At 59.9% G+C, this 23,676-nt stretch carries 22 protein-coding genes and 1 pseudogene; 16 read left to right on the forward strand and 7 right to left on the reverse strand.

The window, feature by feature from the left end:
* Nucleotides 1–22 precede the first annotated feature (22 nt).
* The gene (locus M2360_RS07140; RefSeq protein ID WP_280773955.1) at nucleotides 23–1,339 is read right to left on the reverse strand and encodes an ABC transporter substrate-binding protein; all 1,317 of its coding nucleotides are present in this window, start codon (nucleotides 1,337–1,339) and stop codon (nucleotides 23–25) included.
* Nucleotides 1,340–1,581: 242 nt separating this feature from the next.
* Between M2360_RS07140 and M2360_RS07145 the strand changes: the two genes are divergently transcribed.
* Entirely contained in the window at nucleotides 1,582–2,256 is a 675-nt protein-coding gene (locus M2360_RS07145) for a TetR/AcrR family transcriptional regulator (RefSeq protein WP_280773956.1), read from the forward strand.
* A gap of 16 nt (nucleotides 2,257–2,272) precedes the next feature.
* Here the strand turns inward: M2360_RS07145 and M2360_RS07150 are convergent, their stop codons facing one another.
* Together M2360_RS07150 and M2360_RS07155 are read right to left on the reverse strand one after the other, a co-directional pair.
* A complete protein-coding gene (locus tag M2360_RS07150) occupies nucleotides 2,273–2,734 on the reverse strand; it encodes a helix-turn-helix domain-containing protein (protein WP_280773957.1) in 462 nt (153 codons plus the stop codon).
* 146 nt (nucleotides 2,735–2,880) lie between these two features.
* Nucleotides 2,881–3,378 carry a VOC family protein gene (locus M2360_RS07155; RefSeq protein WP_348529537.1) on the reverse strand — a complete coding sequence of 166 codons (498 nt, stop codon included), beginning with the start codon at nucleotides 3,376–3,378 and terminating at the stop codon, nucleotides 2,881–2,883.
* 140 nt (nucleotides 3,379–3,518) lie between these two features.
* Between M2360_RS07155 and M2360_RS07160 the strand changes: the two genes are divergently transcribed.
* The 5 genes from M2360_RS07160 to M2360_RS07180 all read left to right on the forward strand — a co-directional run bounded on the left by M2360_RS07160 (nucleotide 3,519) and on the right by M2360_RS07180 (nucleotide 8,656).
* Nucleotides 3,519–4,469: a LysR family transcriptional regulator gene (locus M2360_RS07160; RefSeq protein ID WP_280773960.1), complete on the forward strand. Its 951-nt coding sequence runs from the start codon at nucleotides 3,519–3,521 to the stop codon at nucleotides 4,467–4,469.
* Between the two features lie 76 nt (nucleotides 4,470–4,545).
* The gene (locus tag M2360_RS07165; RefSeq protein ID WP_280773962.1) at nucleotides 4,546–5,463 is read left to right on the forward strand and encodes a fumarylacetoacetate hydrolase family protein; all 918 of its coding nucleotides are present in this window, start codon (nucleotides 4,546–4,548) and stop codon (nucleotides 5,461–5,463) included.
* Nucleotides 5,464–5,478: 15 nt separating this feature from the next.
* Nucleotides 5,479–6,270, forward strand: coding sequence for an SDR family oxidoreductase (locus M2360_RS07170; protein ID WP_280773963.1), 792 nt, complete (start codon nucleotides 5,479–5,481; stop codon nucleotides 6,268–6,270).
* Between the two features lie 177 nt (nucleotides 6,271–6,447).
* Nucleotides 6,448–7,443, forward strand: coding sequence for a VOC family protein (locus M2360_RS07175; RefSeq protein ID WP_280773965.1), 996 nt, complete (start codon nucleotides 6,448–6,450; stop codon nucleotides 7,441–7,443).
* 76 nt (nucleotides 7,444–7,519) lie between these two features.
* A complete protein-coding gene (locus M2360_RS07180; RefSeq protein WP_280773966.1) occupies nucleotides 7,520–8,656 on the forward strand; it encodes an FAD-dependent monooxygenase in 1,137 nt (378 codons plus the stop codon).
* Nucleotides 8,657–8,816: 160 nt separating this feature from the next.
* Here M2360_RS07180 and M2360_RS07185 read toward each other — a convergent pair whose 3' ends face one another.
* A complete protein-coding gene (locus M2360_RS07185; RefSeq protein WP_280773968.1) occupies nucleotides 8,817–9,788 on the reverse strand; it encodes a fumarylacetoacetate hydrolase family protein in 972 nt (323 codons plus the stop codon).
* Between the two features lie 38 nt (nucleotides 9,789–9,826).
* The gene (locus M2360_RS07190; RefSeq protein WP_280773969.1) at nucleotides 9,827–10,750 is read right to left on the reverse strand and encodes an NAD-dependent epimerase/dehydratase family protein; all 924 of its coding nucleotides are present in this window, start codon (nucleotides 10,748–10,750) and stop codon (nucleotides 9,827–9,829) included.
* A 173-nt stretch (nucleotides 10,751–10,923) separates the two neighbouring features.
* Between M2360_RS07190 and hisD the strand changes: the two genes are divergently transcribed.
* The 3 genes from hisD to M2360_RS07205 all read left to right on the forward strand — a co-directional run bounded on the left by hisD (nucleotide 10,924) and on the right by M2360_RS07205 (nucleotide 14,236).
* Nucleotides 10,924–12,240 carry a histidinol dehydrogenase gene (hisD, locus tag M2360_RS07195; protein WP_280773971.1) on the forward strand — a complete coding sequence of 439 codons (1,317 nt, stop codon included), beginning with the start codon at nucleotides 10,924–10,926 and terminating at the stop codon, nucleotides 12,238–12,240.
* A complete protein-coding gene (locus tag M2360_RS07200) occupies nucleotides 12,240–13,010 on the forward strand; it encodes an SDR family oxidoreductase (RefSeq protein WP_280773972.1) in 771 nt (256 codons plus the stop codon). Before hisD ends, M2360_RS07200 begins: the two co-directional genes overlap by 1 nt.
* Nucleotides 13,011–13,075: 65 nt before the next feature.
* Nucleotides 13,076–14,236, forward strand: coding sequence for a prolyl oligopeptidase family serine peptidase (locus M2360_RS07205; RefSeq protein WP_280773973.1), 1,161 nt, complete (start codon nucleotides 13,076–13,078; stop codon nucleotides 14,234–14,236).
* Between the two features lie 78 nt (nucleotides 14,237–14,314).
* On the opposite strand, the gene M2360_RS07210 is transcribed toward M2360_RS07205, so the two are convergent.
* Entirely contained in the window at nucleotides 14,315–15,322 is a 1,008-nt protein-coding gene (locus M2360_RS07210; protein WP_280773975.1) for an SMP-30/gluconolactonase/LRE family protein, read from the reverse strand.
* A 207-nt stretch (nucleotides 15,323–15,529) separates the two neighbouring features.
* Here M2360_RS07210 and M2360_RS07215 point away from each other — a divergent pair, with 207 nt between their 5' ends.
* From M2360_RS07215 to M2360_RS07225, 3 genes and pseudogenes are all read left to right on the forward strand, one after another.
* Nucleotides 15,530–17,119 carry an NAD(P)/FAD-dependent oxidoreductase gene (locus M2360_RS07215; protein WP_280773977.1) on the forward strand — a complete coding sequence of 530 codons (1,590 nt, stop codon included), beginning with the start codon at nucleotides 15,530–15,532 and terminating at the stop codon, nucleotides 17,117–17,119.
* On the forward strand, nucleotides 17,116–17,343 hold the full coding sequence (locus tag M2360_RS07220) for a hypothetical protein (protein WP_280773978.1): 228 nt from the start codon (nucleotides 17,116–17,118) through the stop codon (nucleotides 17,341–17,343). Before M2360_RS07215 ends, M2360_RS07220 begins: the two co-directional genes overlap by 4 nt.
* A gap of 6 nt (nucleotides 17,344–17,349) precedes the next feature.
* A pseudogene (locus tag M2360_RS07225) lies at nucleotides 17,350–17,586 on the forward strand (cytochrome d ubiquinol oxidase subunit II); the annotation flags it as partial.
* A 314-nt stretch (nucleotides 17,587–17,900) separates the two neighbouring features.
* Here M2360_RS07225 and M2360_RS07230 read toward each other — a convergent pair.
* On the reverse strand, nucleotides 17,901–18,842 hold the full coding sequence (locus M2360_RS07230) for a LysR family transcriptional regulator (RefSeq protein ID WP_280773980.1): 942 nt from the start codon (nucleotides 18,840–18,842) through the stop codon (nucleotides 17,901–17,903).
* Between the two features lie 177 nt (nucleotides 18,843–19,019).
* On the opposite strand from M2360_RS07230, the gene M2360_RS07235 reads away from it, so the two are divergent.
* The 4 genes from M2360_RS07235 to M2360_RS07250 all read left to right on the forward strand — a co-directional run bounded on the left by M2360_RS07235 (nucleotide 19,020) and on the right by M2360_RS07250 (nucleotide 23,669).
* On the forward strand, nucleotides 19,020–20,111 hold the full coding sequence (locus tag M2360_RS07235; protein WP_280773982.1) for a hypothetical protein: 1,092 nt from the start codon (nucleotides 19,020–19,022) through the stop codon (nucleotides 20,109–20,111).
* Nucleotides 20,112–20,216: 105 nt separating this feature from the next.
* Nucleotides 20,217–21,404, forward strand: coding sequence for an MFS transporter (locus M2360_RS07240; RefSeq protein WP_280773983.1), 1,188 nt, complete (start codon nucleotides 20,217–20,219; stop codon nucleotides 21,402–21,404).
* Between the two features lie 47 nt (nucleotides 21,405–21,451).
* Nucleotides 21,452–22,939: a carotenoid oxygenase family protein gene (locus M2360_RS07245; protein WP_280773985.1), complete on the forward strand. Its 1,488-nt coding sequence runs from the start codon at nucleotides 21,452–21,454 to the stop codon at nucleotides 22,937–22,939.
* Nucleotides 22,940–23,006: 67 nt separating this feature from the next.
* A complete protein-coding gene (locus M2360_RS07250; protein ID WP_280773986.1) occupies nucleotides 23,007–23,669 on the forward strand; it encodes a glutathione S-transferase family protein in 663 nt (220 codons plus the stop codon).
* Nucleotides 23,670–23,676 lie beyond the last annotated feature (7 nt).

The following is a 23,676-nucleotide window of genomic DNA, read 5'->3' on the forward strand; positions in this document are numbered from 1 at the left end:
CGCGCGTCTTGACGTGTTTGCCTCAGAAGGTGAGGGGCTGCAATTTACCCTGCGGCTTGACATCAGGATTGGTCGAATTGTCGACAACTTTCAGATCATAGGGGAATTTGCCGCCCTCAACCTGCTGCCATTGCCCTGCGGCGATATGCGTGACGCTGATGTTCTTAAGAGGCGAGGCTTTGAAATCCACCTTGCCGACAACCGTGTCCAGGCTGAGCGCCGCAATCGCATCGCGCACCGCCGCCTTGTCCTTGGGGTCGCCCGCAGCTTTCAGCGCCGCCAGACCGACCTCAAAGAGCGCATGGTCATAACCCAGCGGCTGGGTCCATTGCTGACCGGTCGCCGCCGTATAGGCGTCGGCGATGTCTTGGGAGGATTGCCCGGTCAGGGATGACTTGTAGGGGAATGCGGGGGTCCACCAGACCTCGGTCGACATGCCGTTGCCTCGTTCGCCGAGATTGGCCACCGAAGAGGGGAACAGCAGTCCGGCCGCCGTGGTGCAGATCTTCGGCTTGAAACCGGCCTGGACAGCCTGGTTCCAGAAGGTCGCGAGATGGTTCTGGTAGGCGTGACCCGCAACGATCTCGACGCCAGCCTCCTTGAAGGCGGCAATCTGGGTGGAGAAGTCGTCGGTGTCGAGCCGGAACAGACCCAGGTCCAACACATCGTATCCGCCAGCCTTGAAAGCCGGTGGGAAGCCATGCTCCGGATCATGCATCGCACGGCCGCCGTCATTGTCGGCGTAGAGCGTGCCGACTTTCTTGTTGGTCGGCAGGGTGTCCCACATCTTCGCATAGGCTGTGCCGAGTTCGTCGGCGCCCCAGAAGAAATGGAAGGTGAACGGGAAGCCTTTTTCCGGATTGTAATTGCGTTGGAAAGCCCAGCCCTGCCAAGGGCCGCCGGTGGAAATCTGCGGCACGCCGCGGGCGTCGGAAATGTTGGCGATCGCCGTGCCGCCTTCAGCGTCGGAAATCAGGATGATGTCAGGGTTGTCGTTGAGGATCAGCTCGTTGCCGATCTGCAGCGAACGGGTCGGGTTGGACTGGTTATCCTTGACGATGATCTCGACAGCATAGGTCTTGCCATTGATCTCAAGGCCATTCTTCAGCGTTTCCTCTATGGCCTTGATCGTGTGGCTGGTGGACGCGCCGAAGGAGGCGCGAATGCCGGAAAGCGCCACAACAAAGCCGATGCGCAACGTATCGTCGGCGGCGCGTGCATGCGACAAGCCCGAGGCCGACATCAGGGCCGTAGCGGCCGCCAGCTTGCCCGCCCCAGCCAGCATATCGCGCCGCGTGAAATGGGAATCGAATATGGTTGTGTTCGAAGTTTCTGTCATGAGCCCCTCCCAGGGTTGTTGGCGTGGCGCGGGTCCGTTTTCGGATACTGCGCAGTGCAACCGGCTCCTCCGCCGGGCAAACGAGCTTGCGCTGCATGCCTCGTTGTTTATACAATCAACCAAAATCGGTAAAGTCGTCAAAATCGCATCCTTCTATCGGTTTCATCGATAGCTCCAATGACGAAGCGCAAAACAGGCGGCAAAAATGGTCCGGAATAAAGTGAGGGCCGAAAGGACATCAGATGGTTGACGCTTCCGCAAAAAAGCCAGGAGGTCGCAGCGCCGTTCAGACACGCGCCAATGGCGATCATACCCGGGAGAAAATCCTCAACGCGGCGGAATTGCTGTTTGGAAATGAATCTTTCGACACGGTGTCTTTGCGCGACATCACCAACGCCGCCGGCGTGACGTTGGCCCTAGCCAGCTATCACTTCAAGGTGAAGGAGAATCTGTTCTCCGCCGTTGTCGCCCGGCGAGCTGCAGTCCTTAATGAGACGCGGCGTGAACGGCTGGCTGCGCTCGAGGCGGAAGGGCGAATGACGGTCGAGGCATTGCTCGATGCTTTCATGCATCCATTGTTTGAGCAAATGCAAAGCGATGATGAGGGATGGCAGGCCTATGTTCTTCTTCTGGCGAAATTGGGCGCCAATGATAGGTGGCTCCATTATATTCATGAGAATTTCGACGAAACCGCCAATCTCTTTATCGACAGGTTGCGGGCGCTGCTGCCGGGGTTGACGGAAGAAAATCTGCTGCGCGGCTTTTCCTTCGTTCTGGTGCTGATGCTTCAGACAGTCTCGAAAAGTCGTCGCCTTGACTCTCTGTCCGATGGACGCTTCTCCAGCGCCGATCTCGATACATCCTATCAGGTCTTGCTGAATTTCTGCATGGCCGGGTTGGACGCTTTGCGACGTTGACTCAGATTGCTGCCGTTTAAGGGCTGAAACTGGCGCGCGCCGCCATGATCGCCTGTTCATTCTCCTTGATCCACCTGATCATGCCATCGAGACGTTCGGCAAGTGCCTGGCCGAGTGGCGTCAACGAATAGGTGACAGAGGGGGGGGTGGTGTCCAGCCGTGCGCGCGCGACCAAGCCGTCCCTTTCCAGAGCCCGCAAGCGGAGCGTCATAATACGCTGCGAAATCATTCTCTCGGCCGACATGACTGCAATGATGCGTCGGAGCGCAGCATGGCGGTAGTTTCCCGTCGTCAGGATCACCAATAGCAACGCGCTCCAGCGATCGCCCAGTCTGGCCATGATTTCCCTGACCGGATCATCCCGTTCATGCCCGGCGGCGGCGATGTCGTCCGCCAGGCGCAGCAACGCATCCTCGGCAAAATCGGGGTGGCTCTGTCGCAGATGGGCAAGGAGCTTTGGCAAGGAGGCGTTCTGCATGGGCGCACCGGTGGAAAAGGATAGGATGCGGCGCAATCCTACAAACCGCGCAGCATGGTGATCCTATCCGCATGTGCGATGCTTTAGGAAGCCGCGCAGACCGATGGCGGCGACGTTTTCACAGTCGTGAATTGCCGAAGTTGCGATCAAACCGGAAAATCGTGGCGGCTGAGGATTTCGATCAGGCTGCCCCAGGGGTCGTTGAAGAAGAAGGCTGTCGCGGCCGGCTTGCTGTTGCCGATGGTCACGTCGTCCTCAGCGCGCATGGGCTGACCGACGCCCCGGGCGACGCCGACGATCTCGACACCGGCTGCCTTCAGCGTCTCGACCGCAGCCTGAACATTGTCGACCGAGAAGCAAAAATGCTTGACGCCCTGGGTTTGTAAGTCGGTATTCGGTTTTTGCCGTTCGAGCGGCGTGGCGGCTGAGCCGGCGATTTCGAAGATTTCTATTCGCATGGCGCCGTTGCGCACGAATGCGCCCTTGGCCCCGATATGTGGAATCTCAAACCGGGATTCCGCCGTGAAGCCGAACATTGCGCTCCACCAGGCAATTGCCGCTTCTCGATCTCCGACGCTGATGCAAAAATGATGTGGAGCGACATCTCCCAATAGCGGTCCCGGCATCACAATTATCTTTTCCATATTTATTAGTTGGTCGTTCAATTAAATAAATGAGTTTATAGTGGCGGTCAACCTTGTCCCAGGCAGCGCCTGCCTGTAGGTCTATCGCTGGGAGTGATGGAAGAGGAGCCGTCAATCCGTCGAACTGCTAGGAGGACGAGATGCGGTTCAAGGGACTCGATCTCAATTTGCTGGTGACGCTGGACTGCCTGCTGACGGAACGGAATGTTTCGCGGGCGGCGGAGAAGCTCTGTCTCAGTCAATCGGCGACAAGCGGCGCGCTTACTCGGTTGCGCGAATATTTCGGCGATGAACTGCTGTTGCAACTTGGGCGCACCATGGTGATGACGCCGCGAGCCGTCGAACTCCTGCCGGCCGTGCGCAGCGTGCTGCTGCAGGTGGAAGGCACGATCATCAAGCGGCCGGAATTCGATCCGCTCTCGGCCAAGCGCGAGATCCGGATCATCGCATCCGACTATATGACGATCACGGCGCTGTCGGCCGCCTTGCGGGCTATCAATCGCGAAGCCCCGGAACTGACCTTCAAGCTCACGGTTCCGGGCGAGAGTCCCCAGGACTTGCTCGACCGGGCGGAAGTCGAATTCCTCGCAATGCCTGACGTGTATCTGTCGCCGGATCATCCCAGCCAGCGCTTGTTCTCGGAGGATTATCGAGCTGTTATCTGGAGCGGCAACACGCTCGTGAAGGGCGATGAGATCACACTGTCGGAATTTCTTCACATGCGACATGTGTCCGTCAACTATTCGCAATCGGGGCCGACATTCGAGGGTTGGTTCATCGAACGGTTCGGCAATGAGCGGCTGGTTGAAGTCACCACCTCTTCTTATTCCACGGTTCCCTTCCTGATCGTTGGCACAGACCGGATCGCGCTCATGCATCAACGTCTCGCCAATGTGTTCGCGCGCATGATGCCGCTGAAGCTGCTGAAGCCTCCGGTGGAAATTCCCCAGATTCACGAAGCGTTGCAGTGGCACTTTTACAATGACAGCGACGAATGTCTGACCTGGGTGCGCAACCGCCTTATTGAGCATATCTCGACGCATATCTCCGAGATCGAACTGAATGGCGTCAGCTATCTCCTGGAGCGATAGGCCGCATCGCTGAAATCGGTTTTCCTCCGCTTGAGCCAGAGGCTATTACCGGGCTGGTTTCAGGGGAGGAGCCATCATGAATGACGACGCACAGATACCCTTCGTGCTGGGCATGTTCACAGTCAGCGGCAGTCCCGCGTTTCCTGCTCTTGTATTGGATGACGAGGCGGCGATCTCGATTGACGCCATCGCCCCGCTGGCGGCCCGATTGGGGCATGCTCTCACCGGCCAACACTCCATTTTTGGGTTGCTCCAAAACTGGGAGCGCAATTTCGCCGGCCTTTGCGCCACGGTCATGGCGTTGAATGATGCCGTTGCGGGAAAGTATTTCCGCAGCGCTTTCACATCGGTCGAATTTCTGACGCCCTGCGCGCCGATTGAAGCGCCCCGGCAGATTTTATGCGAACTGACGGGCGTGGAGGATGCGCGCGACACATCATTCGTGGCGAAGCTCGCCTCTACAGTGGTTGGCCCTAAGGCGAAGATCCATCTGCCGAAATCGGCCGGCAGGGTCGTCGTGGAAGCTAAAGTCGGCGTGGTCATGGGCCAGCCGGCCTATCAACTGGACGCCGCCGATGGCGTCGGCGCCATTGCCGGTTATGTCACTGTGACCGATGTCACGCTTGTGGATTCCGAGATGCGGGGTTCATGGTTTACGGCGAAATCGCAGCCGTCTTTTCTGCCGACAGGACCCTATTTCGTGCCGCGCGCGTTTGCCGGCGATGTGGATACGCTCGAAATGACGCTTGCGGTCAATGGCGAGAAGGTCTTCCCGACGGGTCTCGACCAGCGTTCCACTCCGATCGGACCCGCCATCGCCGATCTGACGCAAGATTTTCAGCTGTTTCCCGGCGACATCATCTGCTGCGGGGCGGGTTGGGGCCAGGCGCTTGCGGATCTGCCGGGGCTTGGCGACGGCGACATTGTCGAGACTGCGGTGCGAGGGCTTGGCCAGCAGACGCTGAACAGCATGCGCGCCAGCACCGACGTCTGAGAGGAGGGGGCAAATATGGATTACTCACCTGATACAATTGGCGGCTGGGTCGGGAATCGACTGCACGGCAAGACGGCTGTCGTCACCGGCGCGGGGCGCGGCATCGGCAAGGGCATTGCTCTGATGTTTGCGGCCCAAGGCGCGCGCGTCATCGCCTGCGATATCAATGCCGACGCGCTCTGCCAGTTGCAGGATGAGGCGGATGCCGCGGGTATCGGTGAAATCGTCACGGTCGCCGCAGACCTCACCGGCGAGGAGGGCGCCGCTCATCTGGCAGACGCAGCCAGTGCTTTGCCTGTTGTCTCCATTCTCGTGAACGCGGCAGCGATCGCCGTGTTTGACTGGATCGATTCCATGCCTTTTTCCGCCTGGCGAAAGACGCTTGCCGGCGAACTCGATACCGTCTTTCTCGTGACCAAGGCGATCTGGCCGCTGATGAAGGCCAGGGGTGGATCGATTGTGAATTTCTCCTCCGCCAATGCGCATGTCGCGCTCGACACGCTGCCGGCTATCGCTCATTGCGCTGGCAAGGGCGGGGTTCTGGCCATGACGCGACAATTGGCGATGGAGGGCGGGCCGCACGGGATCCGCGCAAATTCCATCGCTCCCGGCTTCACCCTGACCGAGGAAACAGAGCGGCATCTAAACAATGAGGCGATGATGAAATCGGTGCGCGCCAAATTGATGATCGATCATCTGGGCATGCCGCAAGATATCGGCTGGCTCGCCGTCTATCTCGGATCCGAAGAGTCACGCTATGTCACCGGCGCAGATTTCAGCATTGATGGCGGCGCGACGGCTTGGTGATTGCTATCGATGCGGACGATAATTTGTATCTCACCAATCCATTTTTCAGATTGTTGGCGGCGAATTATAAGCGGTTCGAGGCGGGAGGAAATCGCCCGATACACACATTCTTAGCCCGCGCGCCTTCGACCCTCGAGCGCGCTCCAGCACATTTATGTCCGAAAAAGGATGAGCGTCATGGCGGTCACAGGCATTGAAACCCTGCTCTTCGGTGTGGAGGATCTGGCCAAATGCACCCGATTTTTCGACGATTTTGGTTTAACGCAGAAGAGCGCCAGCGATGAGCACACGCATTACCAGTTGGAAGAAGGCTCCAACGTCATCCTGCGGCCGATGGATGATCCGCGCGTGCCGAAATCCGACTATCTCGGCTACGGCGTCAAGAAAGTCTATTGGGGTGTCGACACCCAGGAAAATCTCGATGAACTGGCCGAGAAGCTGGCTCTAAAGCAGCCTATCCAGCGCGACAATGACGGGACCGTCCATTTCGTCACCGGCTCGGGCCTGCCCTCGGCGCTTAGAGTGTTCAACCGCAAGAAGGTCACTTATGCGCCTGATCCCGTCAATGCGCCCGGTAATGTCAAGCGGCTCAACACCCAGCGCAAATGGAAGACGCGGGCGCGGCCCAAGACCATTACCCACACCGTGTTTGCGGTTCCCGATCCGCGCGCGGAATATGAGTGGTATCGCGACAATCTTGGCTTCCGGATGTCGGAAGAGCAGATCGGCATGGGTTTCTACCTGCGTTGCGACGGCGCTAATGAGCACCACAATCTCTTCCTGATCAACATGAAATTCCCAGCCCTGCCGGGCCATCCGCTCTATCACCACACCAATTTTGGCGTGGAGGATATCGACGAATTGATGATCGGCACCAATTACATGACCCGCAAGGGCTGGAATACGGGGCCGCTCGGCAGCGGTCGTCACCGTATCGCCTCGGCGCTGTTCTCCTATCTCGAATGCCCAGCCGGCGGTGAAGCCGAATATGGCGCCGATAGCGATTATATCGATGACAACTGGATCCCGCGTGAATGGAACCAGGTGTTTGCAACCTATTCCTGGATGCACAAAATTCCCGCCTTTCTTGGCGGGGCGCAGAAATGGGAGTTTCGCCTCCATCCCGAATTCACGCCGAAGGCCGAGGGCAAGGCGGACGCCGGCTGGGAATGAGTTCGCCAGTCTTACTGAAATGCAATGTTAGCGGCCGGTTCGAGATCTGTCCGGTCCCACGGGAGGCGCTGGTTCCATGAGTGTTGAAAATCTTGTCGGCAAGGTTTTGATTGTCGGCGGTGGCGTGGGCGGCATGGCCGCAGCCATCCGCTTCAGAGAGGCCGGCGTGAACGTCGATCTTGTCGATCTCGATCCGAATTGGGGCGTCTATGGGACGGGCATCACTTTATCGATCCTGACGCTTCGTGCGCTCTGCGATCTTGGCTTGGCCGATGACGTCATGAAGGTCGGCAATTGCTATGACAATTACCTCATCTGCAATGCCGATGGCTCTGTCCTGCATGAAAGTAGCCTGCCTCGCCTCTATTCCGAAGACGTGCCGGCCGAAGGCGGCATTCTCCGGCCCGCTTTGCATGCGATCATGAAAGAGCGCGTGCTTAAAAAAGGCGTCCATGTGCGCACCGGCCTCTCCGTTGCCACGCTTGATGCTGATGATTTGGGTGTGACCGTCGCCTTCACCGATGGCGAGACTGGCCGTTATGATCTGGTCGTCGGCGCGGATGGCCTGTTTTCGAAAGTGCGCGGCATGATCATGCCGGATGCGCCGAAACCCGCTTTCACCGGGCAGGCTTGCTGGCGCGCCATGTTCGATATTCCCGAGGGCTGGACCTCTGGTCGCATGTTCCTGGGCGAGAAGGTGAAGCTTGGCTTCACGCTTTGTTCGCCGGACAAGATGTATCTCTATCTGCTGGAACATGTGCCGGATAATCCATGGCGTGAAAAGTCGGAACTGCCGGGCCTGCTGCGCGGCCTGATGGACGGATTTGGCGGCGAGGCGGCTCGATTGAAAGAGACGATCGGCGACGACGCCTCGATCATCTACCGGCCGCTCGAAAGCGTTCTGATCGAGGACAGCTGGAGTCGCGGCAGGGTCGTCCTGCTCGGCGATGCCGTCCACGCCACCACCCCGCATCTGGGCTCTGGAGCCGGGGCCGCGGTCGAGGATGCGATCGTTCTGGTCGAGGAACTGGCGTCTTCCGCCTCAGTTGATGAGGCGCTTGAGAACTATGACCGTCGCCGGATCCCTCGCGCATCGCTGGTCGTCAAGAATTCGCTGAAAATCGGCCAGATGGAGATGACCAGCGCGCCCATGAAGGATCAGGCGGCCCTGATGAGCGCGTCGATGGAGGTGATCGCCCAGCCCTATCGGTGATCTCCCTCGCCATCTGAAACAAGAAAAGGGGCGCTTCCACAGGCGCCCCTTTGTCATTCTGTTTGCTGATGCCGGAAAAACAAATCCCCCGCTCGGCGGCGAAGCAAAGCGGGGGTATGAGCGGCAGGGAGAAGCGCCGCCGAGGTTGAGCGGGGATTGCTCAGCTGGAGCTGACGGTCTGGTCGATTGCGCCGAAAAGGACATCGCCGTCGCGGCGACGCGCTTCCATTCTGACTGTATCGCCATTGCGCATGAACCGGGTTTTTGCTGCGCCGAGATCGAGGATTTCAATGCCGCGGCGCTCTGCAATGCAGCTTGAGCCGACTTCGCGGAAATTGGTGTTAGACACCGTGCCCGATCCGATCACGGTTCCTGCCACCAAAGTGCGCGAATAGGCCGCGTGGGCCACGAGTTCATGAAAACCGACGCCCATGGCGTAGCCATTGGCTGCGCCGAAGCGCTCGCCGTTCCAATCGACCGTCAGTTCCAGATCAAGCCGGCCATCGCGCCATTCCGGGCCGACTTCGTCGGGCGTGACCGCCACCGGCGCCATGGCGCAGGGCGGTTTGGCCTGCACCCAGCCGAAGCCCGTTTTCATCTCGATAGGAGCGATGCGGCGCAGCGACCAATCGTTGATCTGCACCAGCAGGCGAATATGCGTCATCGCCTGCTCCGGCGATGCGCCCCGCGCCACCTTGTCGGTGATGACGCCGAACTCGCCCTCGAAATCGATATCGTCCGCTTCGCTCGGGAAGGAGACGGTTTCGCGCGGGCCGAAGAATGTGTCGGACACGCCCTGATACATCAGCGGTCGGCCGGTTTTTTCCTTTTTGATGCCCAGCACGGTGTCCATCAGATCGCCGTGGCTGGCGAAGGCGGAGCCGTCGAGCCATTGCCATGCGCGTGGCAGAGGCGCCATGGCGTTCTTAGCATCAAAGTCGACTTCGCCCTCCACGGGGCCGGCATTGAGCGCCGCATATTGCGCTTCAAGACCAGGCGCCAGGCCCTCCCAATCCTCGAGCAGGCGCTGCAGCGTCTCCACGTCCGAGGCCGCGACCGCGCGCGAAAGATCGCGGCTGACGATGTGAAGCCGCCCGTCCGGCTGGCCGTTTTGCATGGTAGCGAGTTTCATATGTTTCCTCCGTCTGTGTCTGTTTTGTCAACGCCGCTTCAGAATGACTGACGAACCAGCGCGTCCGCGTCCTCATCGCGGTAGAAGCCCAGTCGATCGGCAATGCCGGTTTCGATGGGCGGATAGGAACCGAACAGGCTCATCAGGTCTGCATCCGGCTCGTAGGCGATCTTGCTGCGGCTTTCGGGAAAGCGGCGAAACAGCGCCTCGACGAGTTCCGCAAACGACAAATGCAGAGCGGGCAGGGTGAAGGCCCGGTCCTTGCCCAAGGCGCTTGTCGCCAGCCCGCCGGCATGGGCGAAATTACGGGCGGCGGCGTCGACGGAGGTTAGCCAGGTCTGCCCTTCAGGGCTGACCGGCAGCACGATGTCTTCGCCGCGCATCACGGCGTAAAACAGCCGGCTCATGAAGGCCGATTTCTGCCGCGCGTCGGCGCCGTCGCGGGCCATGACGCCGGAGAGCCGCAGCGATACGCCGTCGAGCCAGCCACGCGCTGCGAAGTTGGAAATGGCCGCCTCCATCATCAGTTTGTGGGCGCCATAGACCATGGTTGGACCGGTCGGGGTGGAATCGGTCACCGGATTTGGCAGCGGCTTGGAAAATACCGCCACTGTCGAGGCGAAGACCAGCCGCGTTGCTGGATTATGATCCCGCAGCGCTTCGATCAGCGAAAGGGTCGAATCGACATTGACCCGCCGCGCCAAAGCGTAATTGGCCTCGGCCGCGCCGCCAAGGATCGAGGCGAGCATATAGACGGTCGATGCGCCCGAAATCTCCCTGTCAAACAACGCCTTGTCGGCGAAATCGCCTGCGAACTCGCGCAGGCGCGGATCGGAGGAGGGTTCTTGGTTCACCGGAATCTGGTCGATGGCGACGAGCTCGGAGATCTTGTCGTCCGCCATCAGCAGGTCGCACAGACGCTGACCGACGAAGCCGCGCGCGCCGATCACCACGATCTTCATAATTCTCACCTTGCAATTGGTTGGTTGTTCAAACAGTGAAACTAATCTTTCTTTTGTAGAATGCAACGGGCTCACCTATCGGTTTTATCGATACTCGCTATCGTAACCTGTTATTTGAACAATCGACCAAGTAAGTCTATAGCTGCGCCAAATCGAACAGGGAGGGCTTGCCAATGGCCAAGTGGTTGAAACAGGGCGCGGAACCGTCGAGCATTGCGGATCAGGATCGCAAGGTTCGAGAAGTGGTCGAGGCGACGCTCGCCGACATCGAAGCGCGGGGCGACGCCGCCATACGGGATCTCTCGGTCAAGTTTGACGGTTGGGATCGCGAAGACTACCGCCTGTCTCAGTCCGAAATCGATGATTGCCTGGGCAAGCTCACCAAGCAGGACATCAAGGACATCGAGTTCGCCCAGACGCAGGTGCGCAATTTCGCCCGCATCCAGCGCGAATCGATCCTCGATGTCGAGGTCGAAACCTTGCCGGGCGTTGTGCTCGGTCACAAGAATGTGCCGTTGCAGGCCGCCGGATGCTATGTGCCGGGCGGCAAATATCCACTGCTCGCCTCCGCCCATATGTCGGTGATCACCGCCAAGGTGGCCGGCGTGCCGCGCGTCGTCACCTGCGCGCCGCCTTACAAGGGTGGTCTGGCGCCCGCGATTATCGCGGCGCAGCACATGGCCGGCGCCGATGAAATCTATGCGCTCGGCGGTATCCAGGCGATCGGCGCCATGGCGATCGGCACGGCCTCCATTGCCCCGGTCGATATGCTGGTTGGTCCCGGCAATGCTTTCGTCGCCGAAGCCAAGCGTCAGCTGTTCGGCCGGGTGGGCATCGACCTGTTTGCCGGCCCGACGGAAACGCTGGTGATCGCCGACGACAGCGTCGATGGCGAATTGTGCGCCACCGACCTGCTCGGCCAGGCCGAACACGGCCCCGACAGCCCGGCCATCCTGCTCACCACCTCTGAAAAACTGGCGCGCGACACGATGGCGGAAATCGAACGGCTGTTGCGGATCCTGCCGACCGCCGAGATCGCCCGCAAATCCTGGGGCGCCTACGGTCAGGTGATCGTGGCCGACAGCGATGAGGAAATGGTTGAAATCGCCGATCACATCGCGTCCGAACATGTTCAGGTGATGACGCGCGATCCCGATTACTTCCTCGCCAACATGACCAATTACGGCGCGCTGTTTCTGGGGCCGCGCACCAATGTCGCCTATGGCGACAAGGTCATTGGCACCAATCACACGCTGCCCACCAAGAAGGCCGCCCGTTACACCGGCGGCCTGTGGGTCGGCAAATTCCTCAAGACCTGCACCTATCAACGCGTCACCACCGACGAGGCATCGGCGATGATCGGCCGCTATTGCTCGCGCCTTTGCGCACTCGAAGGCTTTTCGGGCCATGGCGAACAGGCCAATGTCCGCGTGCGTCGCTATGGCGGCGACAATGTGCCTTACGCTGGCCGGGCGGAAGATCTGGCGTGATGACGCAGGCGCTTCCGAAAACGCCATCCTTTCGCCTCGACGGCAAACGGGCGCTGGTCACCGGGGCGGGGCGGGGTCTCGGCCTGGCTGCGGCTGCAGCGCTTGCCGAGGCCGGCGCGCATGTCGTGCTCGCCGCCCGCAGTTCGGGAGAAATCTCCGAGGTTGCGGCGGCGATTGTCGCTGCAGGCGGTTCGGCGGAGGCGGTCACGCTTGACGTCACCGACCGGGTCGGCATGGAGGCTGCTGTCGCCGCCGTCGGTCCGTTCCATATTCTGTTCAACAATGCCGGCTCCAACCGGCCGAAGCCGATATGGGATGTGACCGAGGAGGATTACGACGCCGTCCTCGATCTCAATCTCAAGGCGGCGTTCTTCGTGGCGCGGGCTGTGGCGGTTGGCATGATCGAGGCAGGCATTGCCGGCTCGATCATTCATATGAGTTCTCAGATGGGACATGTCGGGGGTCCCAACCGCTCGCTCTACTGCGCCTCCAAATGGGGGCTCGAGGGCATGAACAAGGCCTTCGCGCTCGATCTTGCAGGCCACGGCATCCGTTCAAACACCATCGCGCCGACTTTCATCGAGACGCCGATGACCAGGCCCTTCTTCGAGAACAAGGCCTTCCTTGACAGCGTGCTGTCCCGGATCAAGCTGGGTCGTCTCGGCAAGGTGGAGGATATCATGGGCGCGTTGGTGTTTCTGGCGTCGGATGCGTCTTCGTTGGTCACCGGCACATCGCTGGTGGTGGACGGGGGCTGGACGGCGGACTGATTTTCAAGGTGCGGCAGCGCCTGCGCAAAGGCCGCAAAGACAATATAAGGCGAGGAAACGAGACAATGTTCGAACCATTTCCCGGCAATTATGTGTGGAATCTCTCCACCAATCTGGCGCTGATGTGCGGCGGCAATTACGGCGAACTTGATGAAGCCTGCCGGCCGCTGCGCGAGGCGGCGGCCCGCGGCGAGGACGCCGGCACGGCGCTGTTTTTCGACAGCTGGGTCGGCGTCGGCCGTAAGGTCATCGCTTTGGCTGATCGTGATCTTGCCGAGGGGCGAAAGTTGTCCGCCGGCGTCAAATATCAGCGGGCGGCCGGCTATCTTCTGGCCGCCGAGCGCATGCAGAGCCGCGATTATGCGCCGCGCTGGGAAGCCTATAATGATGGGTTGGCCTTTTTCCGCAAAGGCCTGGACCTGCAGGGCAAGGGCGTCGAATTCGTCAACATCCCCTATGAAGGCAAGTACTACACCGGTCTATTTGTTCGCGCCGAACCCGGCAAGGACGGACGCCCTGCGCCTTGCGTCGTCTCCTGCAACGGCCTAGATTCGATGAAGGAACAGATCTACAGCGCCGGCAATGCCGAAGCCTTCCGTCTGCGCGGCGTCTCGACGCTGCTGATCGACCAGCCGGGCACGGGCGAGGCGCTGCGCAATCTCGGTCTTGTTGGGTGCCATGATTCAGAAGCCTGGGCGTCTGCAGCATTCGATTATCTGAGCAGTCGCGCCGATGTCGACGCCAAGCGGATCGGCATGTTCGGCCTGTCGCTGGGCGGGTATTTCGCGCCGCGCGCCGCCGCCATGGATCCGCGCTTTGCGCTGTGCGCGGTGATGGGCGCCAACCACAATTGGGGCGAGATGCAGAAGCGCCGCATGGCGCGGGAAGGCGATCGGCCGGTTCCGCATTATTGGGACCATGTGATGTGGGTGTTCGGCAAGTCCGATATCGACGCTTTCATGCAATGGGCGCCGTCGATGGATCTCAACGGCGTGGTCGAGAAGATCCGCGTTCCCTTCCTGATCACGCATGGCTCCGGCGATCGCCAGATCCCGGTCGAATATGCCCATCAGAGCTATGAACAGGCGGTCAACAGCCCCAAGCGCACGCTGTTTATCACCACCAAGGATGATTTCGAGGTCGAACATTGCGGCGCCGACAATGGCACCATCCTGCGCGACTATATCGCTGACTGGATCTCAGAGACTTTTTCTGAAATGGTCTGAGGCGGCGCTCGGGATTGTGGACATGAAAAAGGGGCCGGCGGCCCCTTTTTTGATGCGTGGTCTTTTGCCGCCGGGCGCTCACCAATAAATGAGCGGCAAGCCCGCGACAGGGCTGCGGAAATAGGGAATGCGATTGCCGCGCAGCGAGCCCAGGTAGACCGTCTTGAGATCTGGGCCGCCGAAGGTCAGCGAGGCCATCCACGGGCAGAGCGTTCCGGTCGCCTGCGCCATCAGATCGGGTGTGACGCGGCCCTCTTCCCAGGCCTTGTCGAGAATGGCTGTCTTGTCCGGCTGGCCGTCTTCGAGCAGCGTGAGGAGATCGCCTTTGGGCGTAATCGCGATCAGCCGGTCGGCCATGATCAGCGTCGACCAGAGATTGCCATAAGCGTCAAAGGCGATGCCGTCGCAGAAACCGCCGACATTGGAAGGCCCATAGACTTCGCGGTTCGAAAGCCCATCGGCTTCGACGCGGAAGCGGGTGATGTTTCGCGACGTCGTCTCCGCCACATAGACCCATTCCTCCTTGGCGTCGAAGCGCAACTCGTTCGTGCCGCAGAGATTGTCGGCGACGATGCGGGCGCCCTTCTCGTCGATCAGCGCAATATAGCCGTCACGGCTATTGGTCTTGACGTGATCTGTCCAGGGAATCATCCGCGTGGTGATGGTCAGCCACAGTCGCCCCTTGCTGTCGCGGGTGACGAAATTCGCCTTGCCGATCGGCATTCCCTCAATGTTGTCGATGAGCACGCGGCTGTCGCCATTGCGCTTGGTCAGTTCCAGCCGGTCCGTGCCGAAATTGGCGATCAGGATATTGCCCTCGGCGTCGAAGGCCAGGCCGTTGGGCAGGCTGCCCATGGTGTTGACGTAGCGATCCTCAAACGAGCTCCCGGCGTGCGTCTCCAAGCCCTTTTGCAGGATCAGTTCCTGTGTCCCGTCGGGAGCGATGCGCATCACTCCGCCGCGCGCGTCCGCCGCCCAAAGCGTGCCGTCTCGTTCCGCCAGAATGCATTCGGGCCGCTCCAGCCCTTCGCCGATAAAGGCGATATCCTCGCGCTGCACCTGAAAACCATCGAGCGGATTCGTCATCATACATCTCCCAACTAAGTTAGTTGATTGTACGAACAACCAAATAATTTCGCAAGGCTTGGACACACGGCTTCTCGTTGAAATTTCTGCCTTCTTGGGAAAAACGCGGCGCGGGCAGGGAAGGGAACAAATATGTTCCTTCTTTTCAGCGCCTTAGACCTGAATTAGCGTCGCGCCTCATCTGCATCGGAATCTGGGGAGGATTACGTGGGCAATCGTTATGACATCATTTCCGTGGGCGGCGGCCATAACGGCCTAACGACGGCGGCCTATATGGCCAAAGCCGGCAAGAAAGTGCTGGTTCTCGAACGCAAGGGCCATCCCGGTGGCGGCGTCTCGACGCGCGAACTGACATTGCCGGGCTTCTGGCATGACGAGCACTCCAATGTGCATATCATGCTGCAGGGAAATCCGATGATCACCGAGGACGAACTCGGGCTGATGTCGAAATTCGGGCTCAAATACAACTATTCGCCGCTGCCATCAGCGACGGTGTTCGAAGACGGCAGTTCGATCAAGATTTACAAGGACCTCGACCGGACCTGCCAGGGTATTGCCGAGTTCTCGCCGCGCGACGCCGAAGCCTACCGAAAATTTGCGGAAAAGAGCATGGCCTTCCTGCCGATGTTCATGTCCGGCCTCTATGCGCCGCCGTTTCCTATGGGCGCCTTCATGGCGATGATGGACCAGACCGATGAGGGTCGCGAAATCCTTGATTTCATGAGCCGTTCCTCCATCGATCTCGCCAATCAGTTTTTCGAAAGCGAACGGCTGAAGCTGCATATGGTCAGGCTCGTCACTGAAAATCTGCAGGCGCCGGACGATCTGGGCACCGGGATGGGCGTGTTCCTGATGCCCGGCATCATTCACAAATATGGCGTGTCGCGTCCTGTTGGCGGTTCAGGCGAACTGACCAAGGCGACCATCAAGGCGATCGAGCATTTTGGCGGCGAAGTGCGTTGCAACGCCGAGGTTCGTCGCATTCTCACCTCCGGCGGCCGCACGACGGGCGTGGAACTGACGACGGGCGAAGTGTTCAAGGCCAAGGATGCGGTTATCGCCGGCATCCACCCCAAGGTGCTTGGAAACTTCGTCGATGGCATTCCTGCCCGCGTCAATGAACGCGCCCAGCGTATAACTCAATCGCATTTTTCGATCATGCTCAGCCATTATGCGCTGAAAAAGCAGGCGCGGCTGAAGGCCGGCGGCGATCTTGACGATGCGCTGATGATCGAACTTATGACGTCAGACAAGATCAACGACATGCGCACCAGCTTCGACGCGCTGAAACAGGGCCGGCTGCCGCAGGTGCCGCTGTGCGCCGGCGGCGACATCGCCGTCAGCGATCCCTCGCGCGCGCCAGCCGGCTCCGGAACATTCTACGGTGTGACCTTTGCACCCTATGATCTCGACGGCGATCCGCTTTCCTGGGAACGTCGCACCGAGGAGGCGGCCGACATGAGCCTCGCTTATTATCGCCGGTTCTATAACGGCCTTGATGACGACAACATCCTGATGCGCGTGGTCAAAAGCCCGCTGGGCATGGAGCGCGACAGCCCCAATTCATTCCTGCGCGGCGATATCCATGGCTGCGCGCCCTATATGTATCAGTCAATCGGTCACCGGCCGACCCCGGACTACGGTAATTACACCGTTCCCGGCGTCGAACGCCTTTATCTCGTCGGACCCTTCATGCATCCGGGCGGCGGCGTGTTCGGCGCGGGTCGGGGTACAGCGATCCGGATGATGGACGATATGAACATCGACTACGACAAGGTCATGGGAGCACGGGTATGAAGGTTGTCGATGCACAGAACAAGGAACTGATGGCGGTTCGCAAGGTCGATATCGAGAATGGCGAACTCGTCATTCGCGGCAAGATTTTTGGCGCCATGCCGATGGTCGCTAAGCTGACGCCCGAGGAGGCGCGCGCCGGCCTCAAGTTGCTTGGCTTCAAGACCTTCCTCCAACTGATCCCGTTCATCTTCCGGCGTTCGCCGGACAGATCAGGATCCGTTTGAGATCAGGCCGCCGCCGGCGGCGGCCTCGGCGCGCTCGGCGTGGCGATGGGTTTTGCCCGCAAGCTCGAGATTCCCATCTTGCTTGCTTCGACACTGTCCATCGATCCCAACTCGTCGCTGACCGTGTGGGATGCGTCCTTGTCGCATCAGACCCTGTTCGTGATGCTGGCGGCGGCGGTTATCTTCATGCCGATCATTCTCGCCTATACCGCCTGGGTCTACAAAGTGCTGTGGGGCAAGGTCACGGCGGGCGACATCGGCCGCACTATGCCGAGTTTCGCGATACTGCCCTCGAACATTCCGAACATGGTGATCGCAGGAGCGGCGGAAACCATCCATGGTCTACGCTTCGGCTATCTCGATTATCTCATGCTGCATTATCCTGTCCTGGCTCCACTGGTCATCGCGATGCAGTTGTCCGGCGAGAGACTTGCGCATCTCAGATACGCATGAGAGCATCAAGACCGCCGTCAGTAAGATGCGCCGCAGCCAGGTGCATGTGCATATCCAATGCTGGAGCGGGGTCGCAACTCTAAGGCATTGACTGTGATGGGCGGTCAAGAATCCGTATTCTGATCGCCATTGCGGAAAGGCTCTGCGATAACAGACATTTGGACTGCCGTCCTCAGCCATCGGTGCGCGGGATCCTCGTCAAGATAGCGAGGCCATACCATCACTTCACAGACCGGTTGCATCTCGAAAGGCGCGGGAAACAGCAGTACCGGGAAACGCTTTGCCATCTCTTCGGCCATGCGGCGATGCATGGTCACGATCCGCTCGGTTCCCATGACCAGGAGCGGCGCGACGCTGAACTGATCCACGGTGCATTCCACGCGTCGCTGGCGCCCGTAACGCGGGAGGAACCATTCTTCGAACGCCAGGCTGACCTCGTTGCCGAGCCTGATGGAGACATGGCCCCGGTTCATATAGTCATCCATTGTGAGCTCGCGGATGTCGCGAGCGCTTTCAGCGCACATCATACAGACATGCTCGTCGCGCAACACTTCCGTTTGCGGATGCTGGAGGCGGCTCGCATATTGTTCGGGGATAATCAGCATGTCGATCGTTCCCCGCTCGAAGGCTTCCAGGACGTCGACCGGCGTCCGCCGGATGTCGAGCCGCATGCCCGGTGCGCTGGCGGCCAATTTTCGAACTGCATCGGCCAACAGAACGTCAAGCATGTAGTCGGACGCGGCAACTGAAAATGTCCGCGAAATCGCAGCGGGTTCAAAGATTGGCCGAATCGAGATGGCGGAACGAGCCCGCATCAGCGCATCGCGTACCGGACCGATTAAGCTCTGCGCCAGGGGCGTCAGTTCCATACGCCGCCCGACCTGCACCAAAAGCGTATCGCCAAAATAATCCCGGAGCCGAGCAAGCGCGGCGCTGGTCGCCGATTGGCCGATGCAGAGACGCTCACTGGCGCGCGTGACACTACGCTCTTCCAAGAGGGCATCGAGAGCAACGAGAAGATTGAGATCAAATCGATCCAGGCGCATGTGTCCTCACTCCCAAATTATGTATCGATGACATCAATACATAGAATGAATCTAATCTGATTTTCATTTCTTTGACAGTCGTTAATTTTTCACAGTCGCCTTGGTGCAGGAGGATCGCGCCGCGACTTGGGGAAGAGCCGTCAATCGGCTCTCTGGGAACTATACATGGGAGGGGAAATGAGTATTTCGCACTGGGCGGCGGCTGCCGTCGTTTCATTCGTAGGAACAGATGTGCTGGGCGCAGATGTTGCCAATGGGGGCTTTCAGCCGCCCGCATCGACCGTTACTTTGTCCAACCTGGGTAAGGCCGGCCTGCTCAGATCCTATTTCGAAAGTGATCAGTTCGGATCTGTCCAATGGCGTGTCGGGCAGTCCCGTGTCACGATTGGCGCAGCGGAGTCCTCGGGACTTCCGAACAGCCATTACAAGGACGGGACCGCCGATACCGTCGTGCCGCTGAACTTCATGTTCGGCCTGCCGGATGGCCAGTCGGCAGTCCGCCTGGGGGTGAGGGGCACAGTCTCGAACGGCGCCAACTATCCCGTCGAACTCGACGGTGGCACCGGCCGGGTGGATCTGCAGTATCTGCGCTTTCCCGATGCCAACACGATGTGGGCCTTGGGCGGCTTCATCGAATACACCGACCTCGACATTGAGGCGTCCGGATCGGTCGAGCGGCGGGCGGGAGGCCTTCGCGCCGATTTTCTCAACGAGTTCAGCGAACATTGGGGCGTTGCCGCGCGGGCGGAATATTCCTGGGGCGAGTCCGACCTGAAGATCGATGTCGGCCCCGGCCTGGTCATGGAGCACAAGCAGGGCGACGACCACTTTTATACGCAAGCCGAACTGATCGGCCAGTATCGCAGCCAAGACTTCTCGATCATTCCGGAAAACTGGGTTTTCCATCCGGTGCTCGGCATCGAGTTCCAGCGCAGTTTCATCGAGTCGACTGCCAACAGTTTCGGCGAAGTGTCGTCCGGCGTTGTCGGCGCGACCGAGGACTATGGCGCCGTCTGGGCGCATATGCGGATGGAAAAGGAAGTTCCGCCTGGCGGTTGGTCGCCCAATTTCCTTCTCGGCATCGAGCAGGAATTCGTCAACGACCTCAATGCGGTTGTCGATGAGCCGACCTATGCCGTTTTCGGCGCTGGCATCTCCCAAACCTTCGGCAGAAGCCACCGGATGGAGGTTTCCTACACGCGCCATCAGGGACTGGAGGAACGTCGCTGGAACCAGGCTATCGTCGGCACGCTGACGATGAATTTCTAAAGATGTGACAAGGCCGCGGGTCTTTTGAGCCGCGGTCAACATCTGCGCCTCGGGATAGGAGACGGCGTGGAGACAATGGAACGATCAGCTTTCCGGGAGGAACCAATGACAAAACTGAACAGCTGGGGCGGACACGCTACCCTGAGCATCGGCCACATGGCGGGCATGATCGACCTGGCGGCCTTGCCGCTGTGGATCGGCAGTCTGATGAAGTTCTACGGTTTGGCCGCTCCGCAGGCCGGACTGACAGTAACCACCTTTCTCGCGGCCGTGGTCGTGTCGAGCGTCATATTCGCGCCGATGTTCACGCGGCTGAGGCACCGGTCCTTTGCCTTCTTTGGCTATTGCGTGGCCGGTTGCGCCTTCCAGGCGGCGTCCTGGCTGCCGGTGTCGCCGGACAGCCTCGTGGGTTTGGCGCTCCTGCACGCGGTGGCTGGCCTTGGAGTTGGCGCGGCGCTTTCTGTGACCCATGGGGCCATGGGGCGAACGGCCAATCCGCATCGCCTGTTTGGGATCGCCAACGTGGCGATGGGAATTCTCGCAGTCATCATGTTCGCGGCGCTGCCCGGCGTCATCGCCGCCTATGGCGGACAGATCATCTTCCGCGCTTTTGCGATTACCATGGCCTTCGGCGCCGTCATCGCACTTCTGTTCTTCCCCGATGTGCCGCCGGCTGACGCGCCGGTGTCTGGCAAACGCGTGGCGTTCGTGAAGAAGCCGCTGCCGAAAGCCGCATGGCTGACGATCGGCGCCATCGGCTGCATCGCATTCAATCAGGCCATGGTCTTTTCCTTCGTGGAGAGGATTGGCGACACGCGCAATTTCGGCGAAGGCGCCGTCCAAAATGTCCTGATTGTCACCGGCTTCGTGAACCTATTGCCAGGCATTCTCGCCGCCCTGCTGCAGAAGAAACTTGCGCCGGTCAATGTCGGCATCGCCGGCCCCATCCTCCAGGCTGTGTTTGCGCTCTCCCTGACGGGGGCCGCCACCTACACCTTCTTCGCAGTTCCGGCGACGCTCTATGTCGCGCTGGTGATCTTCACTCACACGTTCATGTTCGGTCTTCTGAGCCGCGTGGATGAGACGGGGCGGGCAGTTGCTGCGACGCCTGCGATGATGATGACTGGCTCGGCCGCCGGACCGGCTCTCGGTGGCATCGTGGTCGACACGGTGGGGTATCCCGGTCTTGGCTGGACTGTCGCCTGTTTTGCCGTTGTGGCGGTGACTTTCATGTTGATGGCCCGTCGCGAACTTTTACGCCAACGCGAACAGGTGGCGGTCGCCGTTGCCTGATTTCAAATCCTCCCAAGACTGTAAAATTTCAACTACTGGAGTTTCAGATGAACCAGCATACCAATTTCACCCCCGGCCTGCAGTTTCCAGACGATCTCGTGTTCACAGGCTATGCGGCGCCGGTGCGTATCGAGGGTGAAGTCCACGACCTCGAAGTGATCGGCCGCATTCCGCCGGAACTGGAAGGGATGTATATCCGCAACAGCGCCGACCACACTTACCCGCCCCTGCACGGCAAGGACATCTTCCTGAACGGAGACGGCATGGTGCATTCCGTGCGTATCCAGAACGGCCATGCGGACCTGACCATGCGCTATGTACGCACCCGCAAGTTCCAGCTGGAGCGGGCCGCTCGCCGCGCCATGTTCGGCGCCTATCGCAATCCCTTCACCGACAGCCCGGAAGTGGCCGGCGAAGACGCCAACACCGCCAACACATCCGTGCTCTGGCATCATGGCAAGCTCTATGCCCTCAAGGAAGCGGGTCGGCCCTATGAATTGGACCCCAACGACCTGACGACGCGCGGCGAAGTCGATTTCGGCGGCCAATTGAAGAGCTGCACCTTCACCGCCCATCCGAAGATCGACCCGCTGACCGGCGAATGCGTCGCCTTCGCCTACAATTGCGAGGGCGTCGCCAGCGACGAGATCGAAGTCTATACGATCGACCGCGAAGGCCAGTTCACCCGCACGGAGCGCTTCAAGGCGCCCTATTGCTCCATGGTCCATGACTTCCTCGTCTCGCGCAATTTCATCGCTTTCGTCATCTGCCCCATGGTCTGCGAATGGGACCGGGTGAAAAATGGCGAATCCTACTGGCATTGGGACAGCCACAAGGAAACCTATATTGCCGTCATCCCCCGCGATCAGGGCGTCTCCGCCATCCGCTGGTACACCGCGCCGAAGGTTGCCATGCAGACGCACACCTTCAATGCCTGGGACGATGGCAGCCGTCTGGTGCTCGATCATTTCGTCAATGAATCCGGCTGGCTGAGCCAGTTCCCCGACATCCACAATCCGCATGCGCACGAATTGCCGCCCTTCGGCGAGCGCTGGATCGTCGACTTGTCGACGCGTGGCGGTGACGTAACGGTGGAGCGCTTCATCAATCACATTGGCGAAATGCCGGTGGTCGATCCACGCTTTTCCATGCGTCGCACCCGGCATTTCTGGTTCGGCACCAACCATCCGGCCCGTTGGCCCATGCTGCCGCCCGGTCCTAAAGGCCCTCCCTTCACCTGCCTCGGCCATTTCGACGAAGAGACCGGCAAGATCGACCTCTTCTATGCCGGCCCTGATGCATCGCCGGAGGAACCCTGCTTCGTGCCGCGCAGCGCCGACGCGGAAGAAGGTGATGGTTGGCTGATGACCATGGTCGGACGACGCGCCGAAAACCGCACCGATCTCGTCATTCTGGATGCGCGCAACATCGCCCAAGGGCCGGTTGCCGTACTGAAATTCCCCTGTCGCGTGCACGAAGGCTTCCACGGCATCTGGGTGCCGGGCAACGCACTCGGTTCGGATCGCGGGTTCTAAAAAAGACAGATCGACCGGCCGCGCCACGCCGCACCGTGCGGCCGGATCATCCAGGGAGGAGAAAATCATGATAACCCTATACGGCGACGTCACCCGGACCCGCGCCAACCGTTGTAGCTGGATGCTGAACGAGATCGGCATCGAACATCACCGCGAGCCGGTGTGGTTCCGTCCCGGCGCGCCCAAGCCAGACGCGTTTTTGGCGCTCAATCCCAATGGAAAATGCCCCACGCTGGTGGATGGTGATACGGTGCTGTTTGAATCGCTTGCGATCAACCTCTACCTGGCGAAAAAGTATGGCGGACTTCTGGGTCCTCAATCGATTGAGGAAGACGCTGTCATGACTCAATGGTCCCTCTGGGTCGCCACCGAGATTGAGAAATCATTGCTTCTGACATCGGCCGTGCGCTACCTGTTCGAGCCGCAGGACCCTTCTTCTGACGAAGCGGAGATCACTATGCGCAAGCTCTCCCGGCCATGGGCGGTGCTTGATGCGCATCTGAAGGAAAGAGATTTTATCTTGGGCGACAGGTTCACCGTGGCCGACCTCAATGTCGCTGCTGTCATGCACTTCATTCCGATCGCCGGGATTGATATATCGCCCTGGCCTGCCATGCAGCGCTGGTTGGAGACCTGCCTCTCCCGTCCCGGCGCTATCGACACCCGGAGCGTGGCCTTTCGTGTTCCGCGTCCCTCCACGTCCCGCGATGTTTTCGCGATGTTCATCTGATTTTGAC

Source organism: Rhizobium sp. SG_E_25_P2 (assembly GCF_029892285.1).
GTDB lineage: Bacteria > Pseudomonadota > Alphaproteobacteria > Rhizobiales > Rhizobiaceae > Rhizobium_E.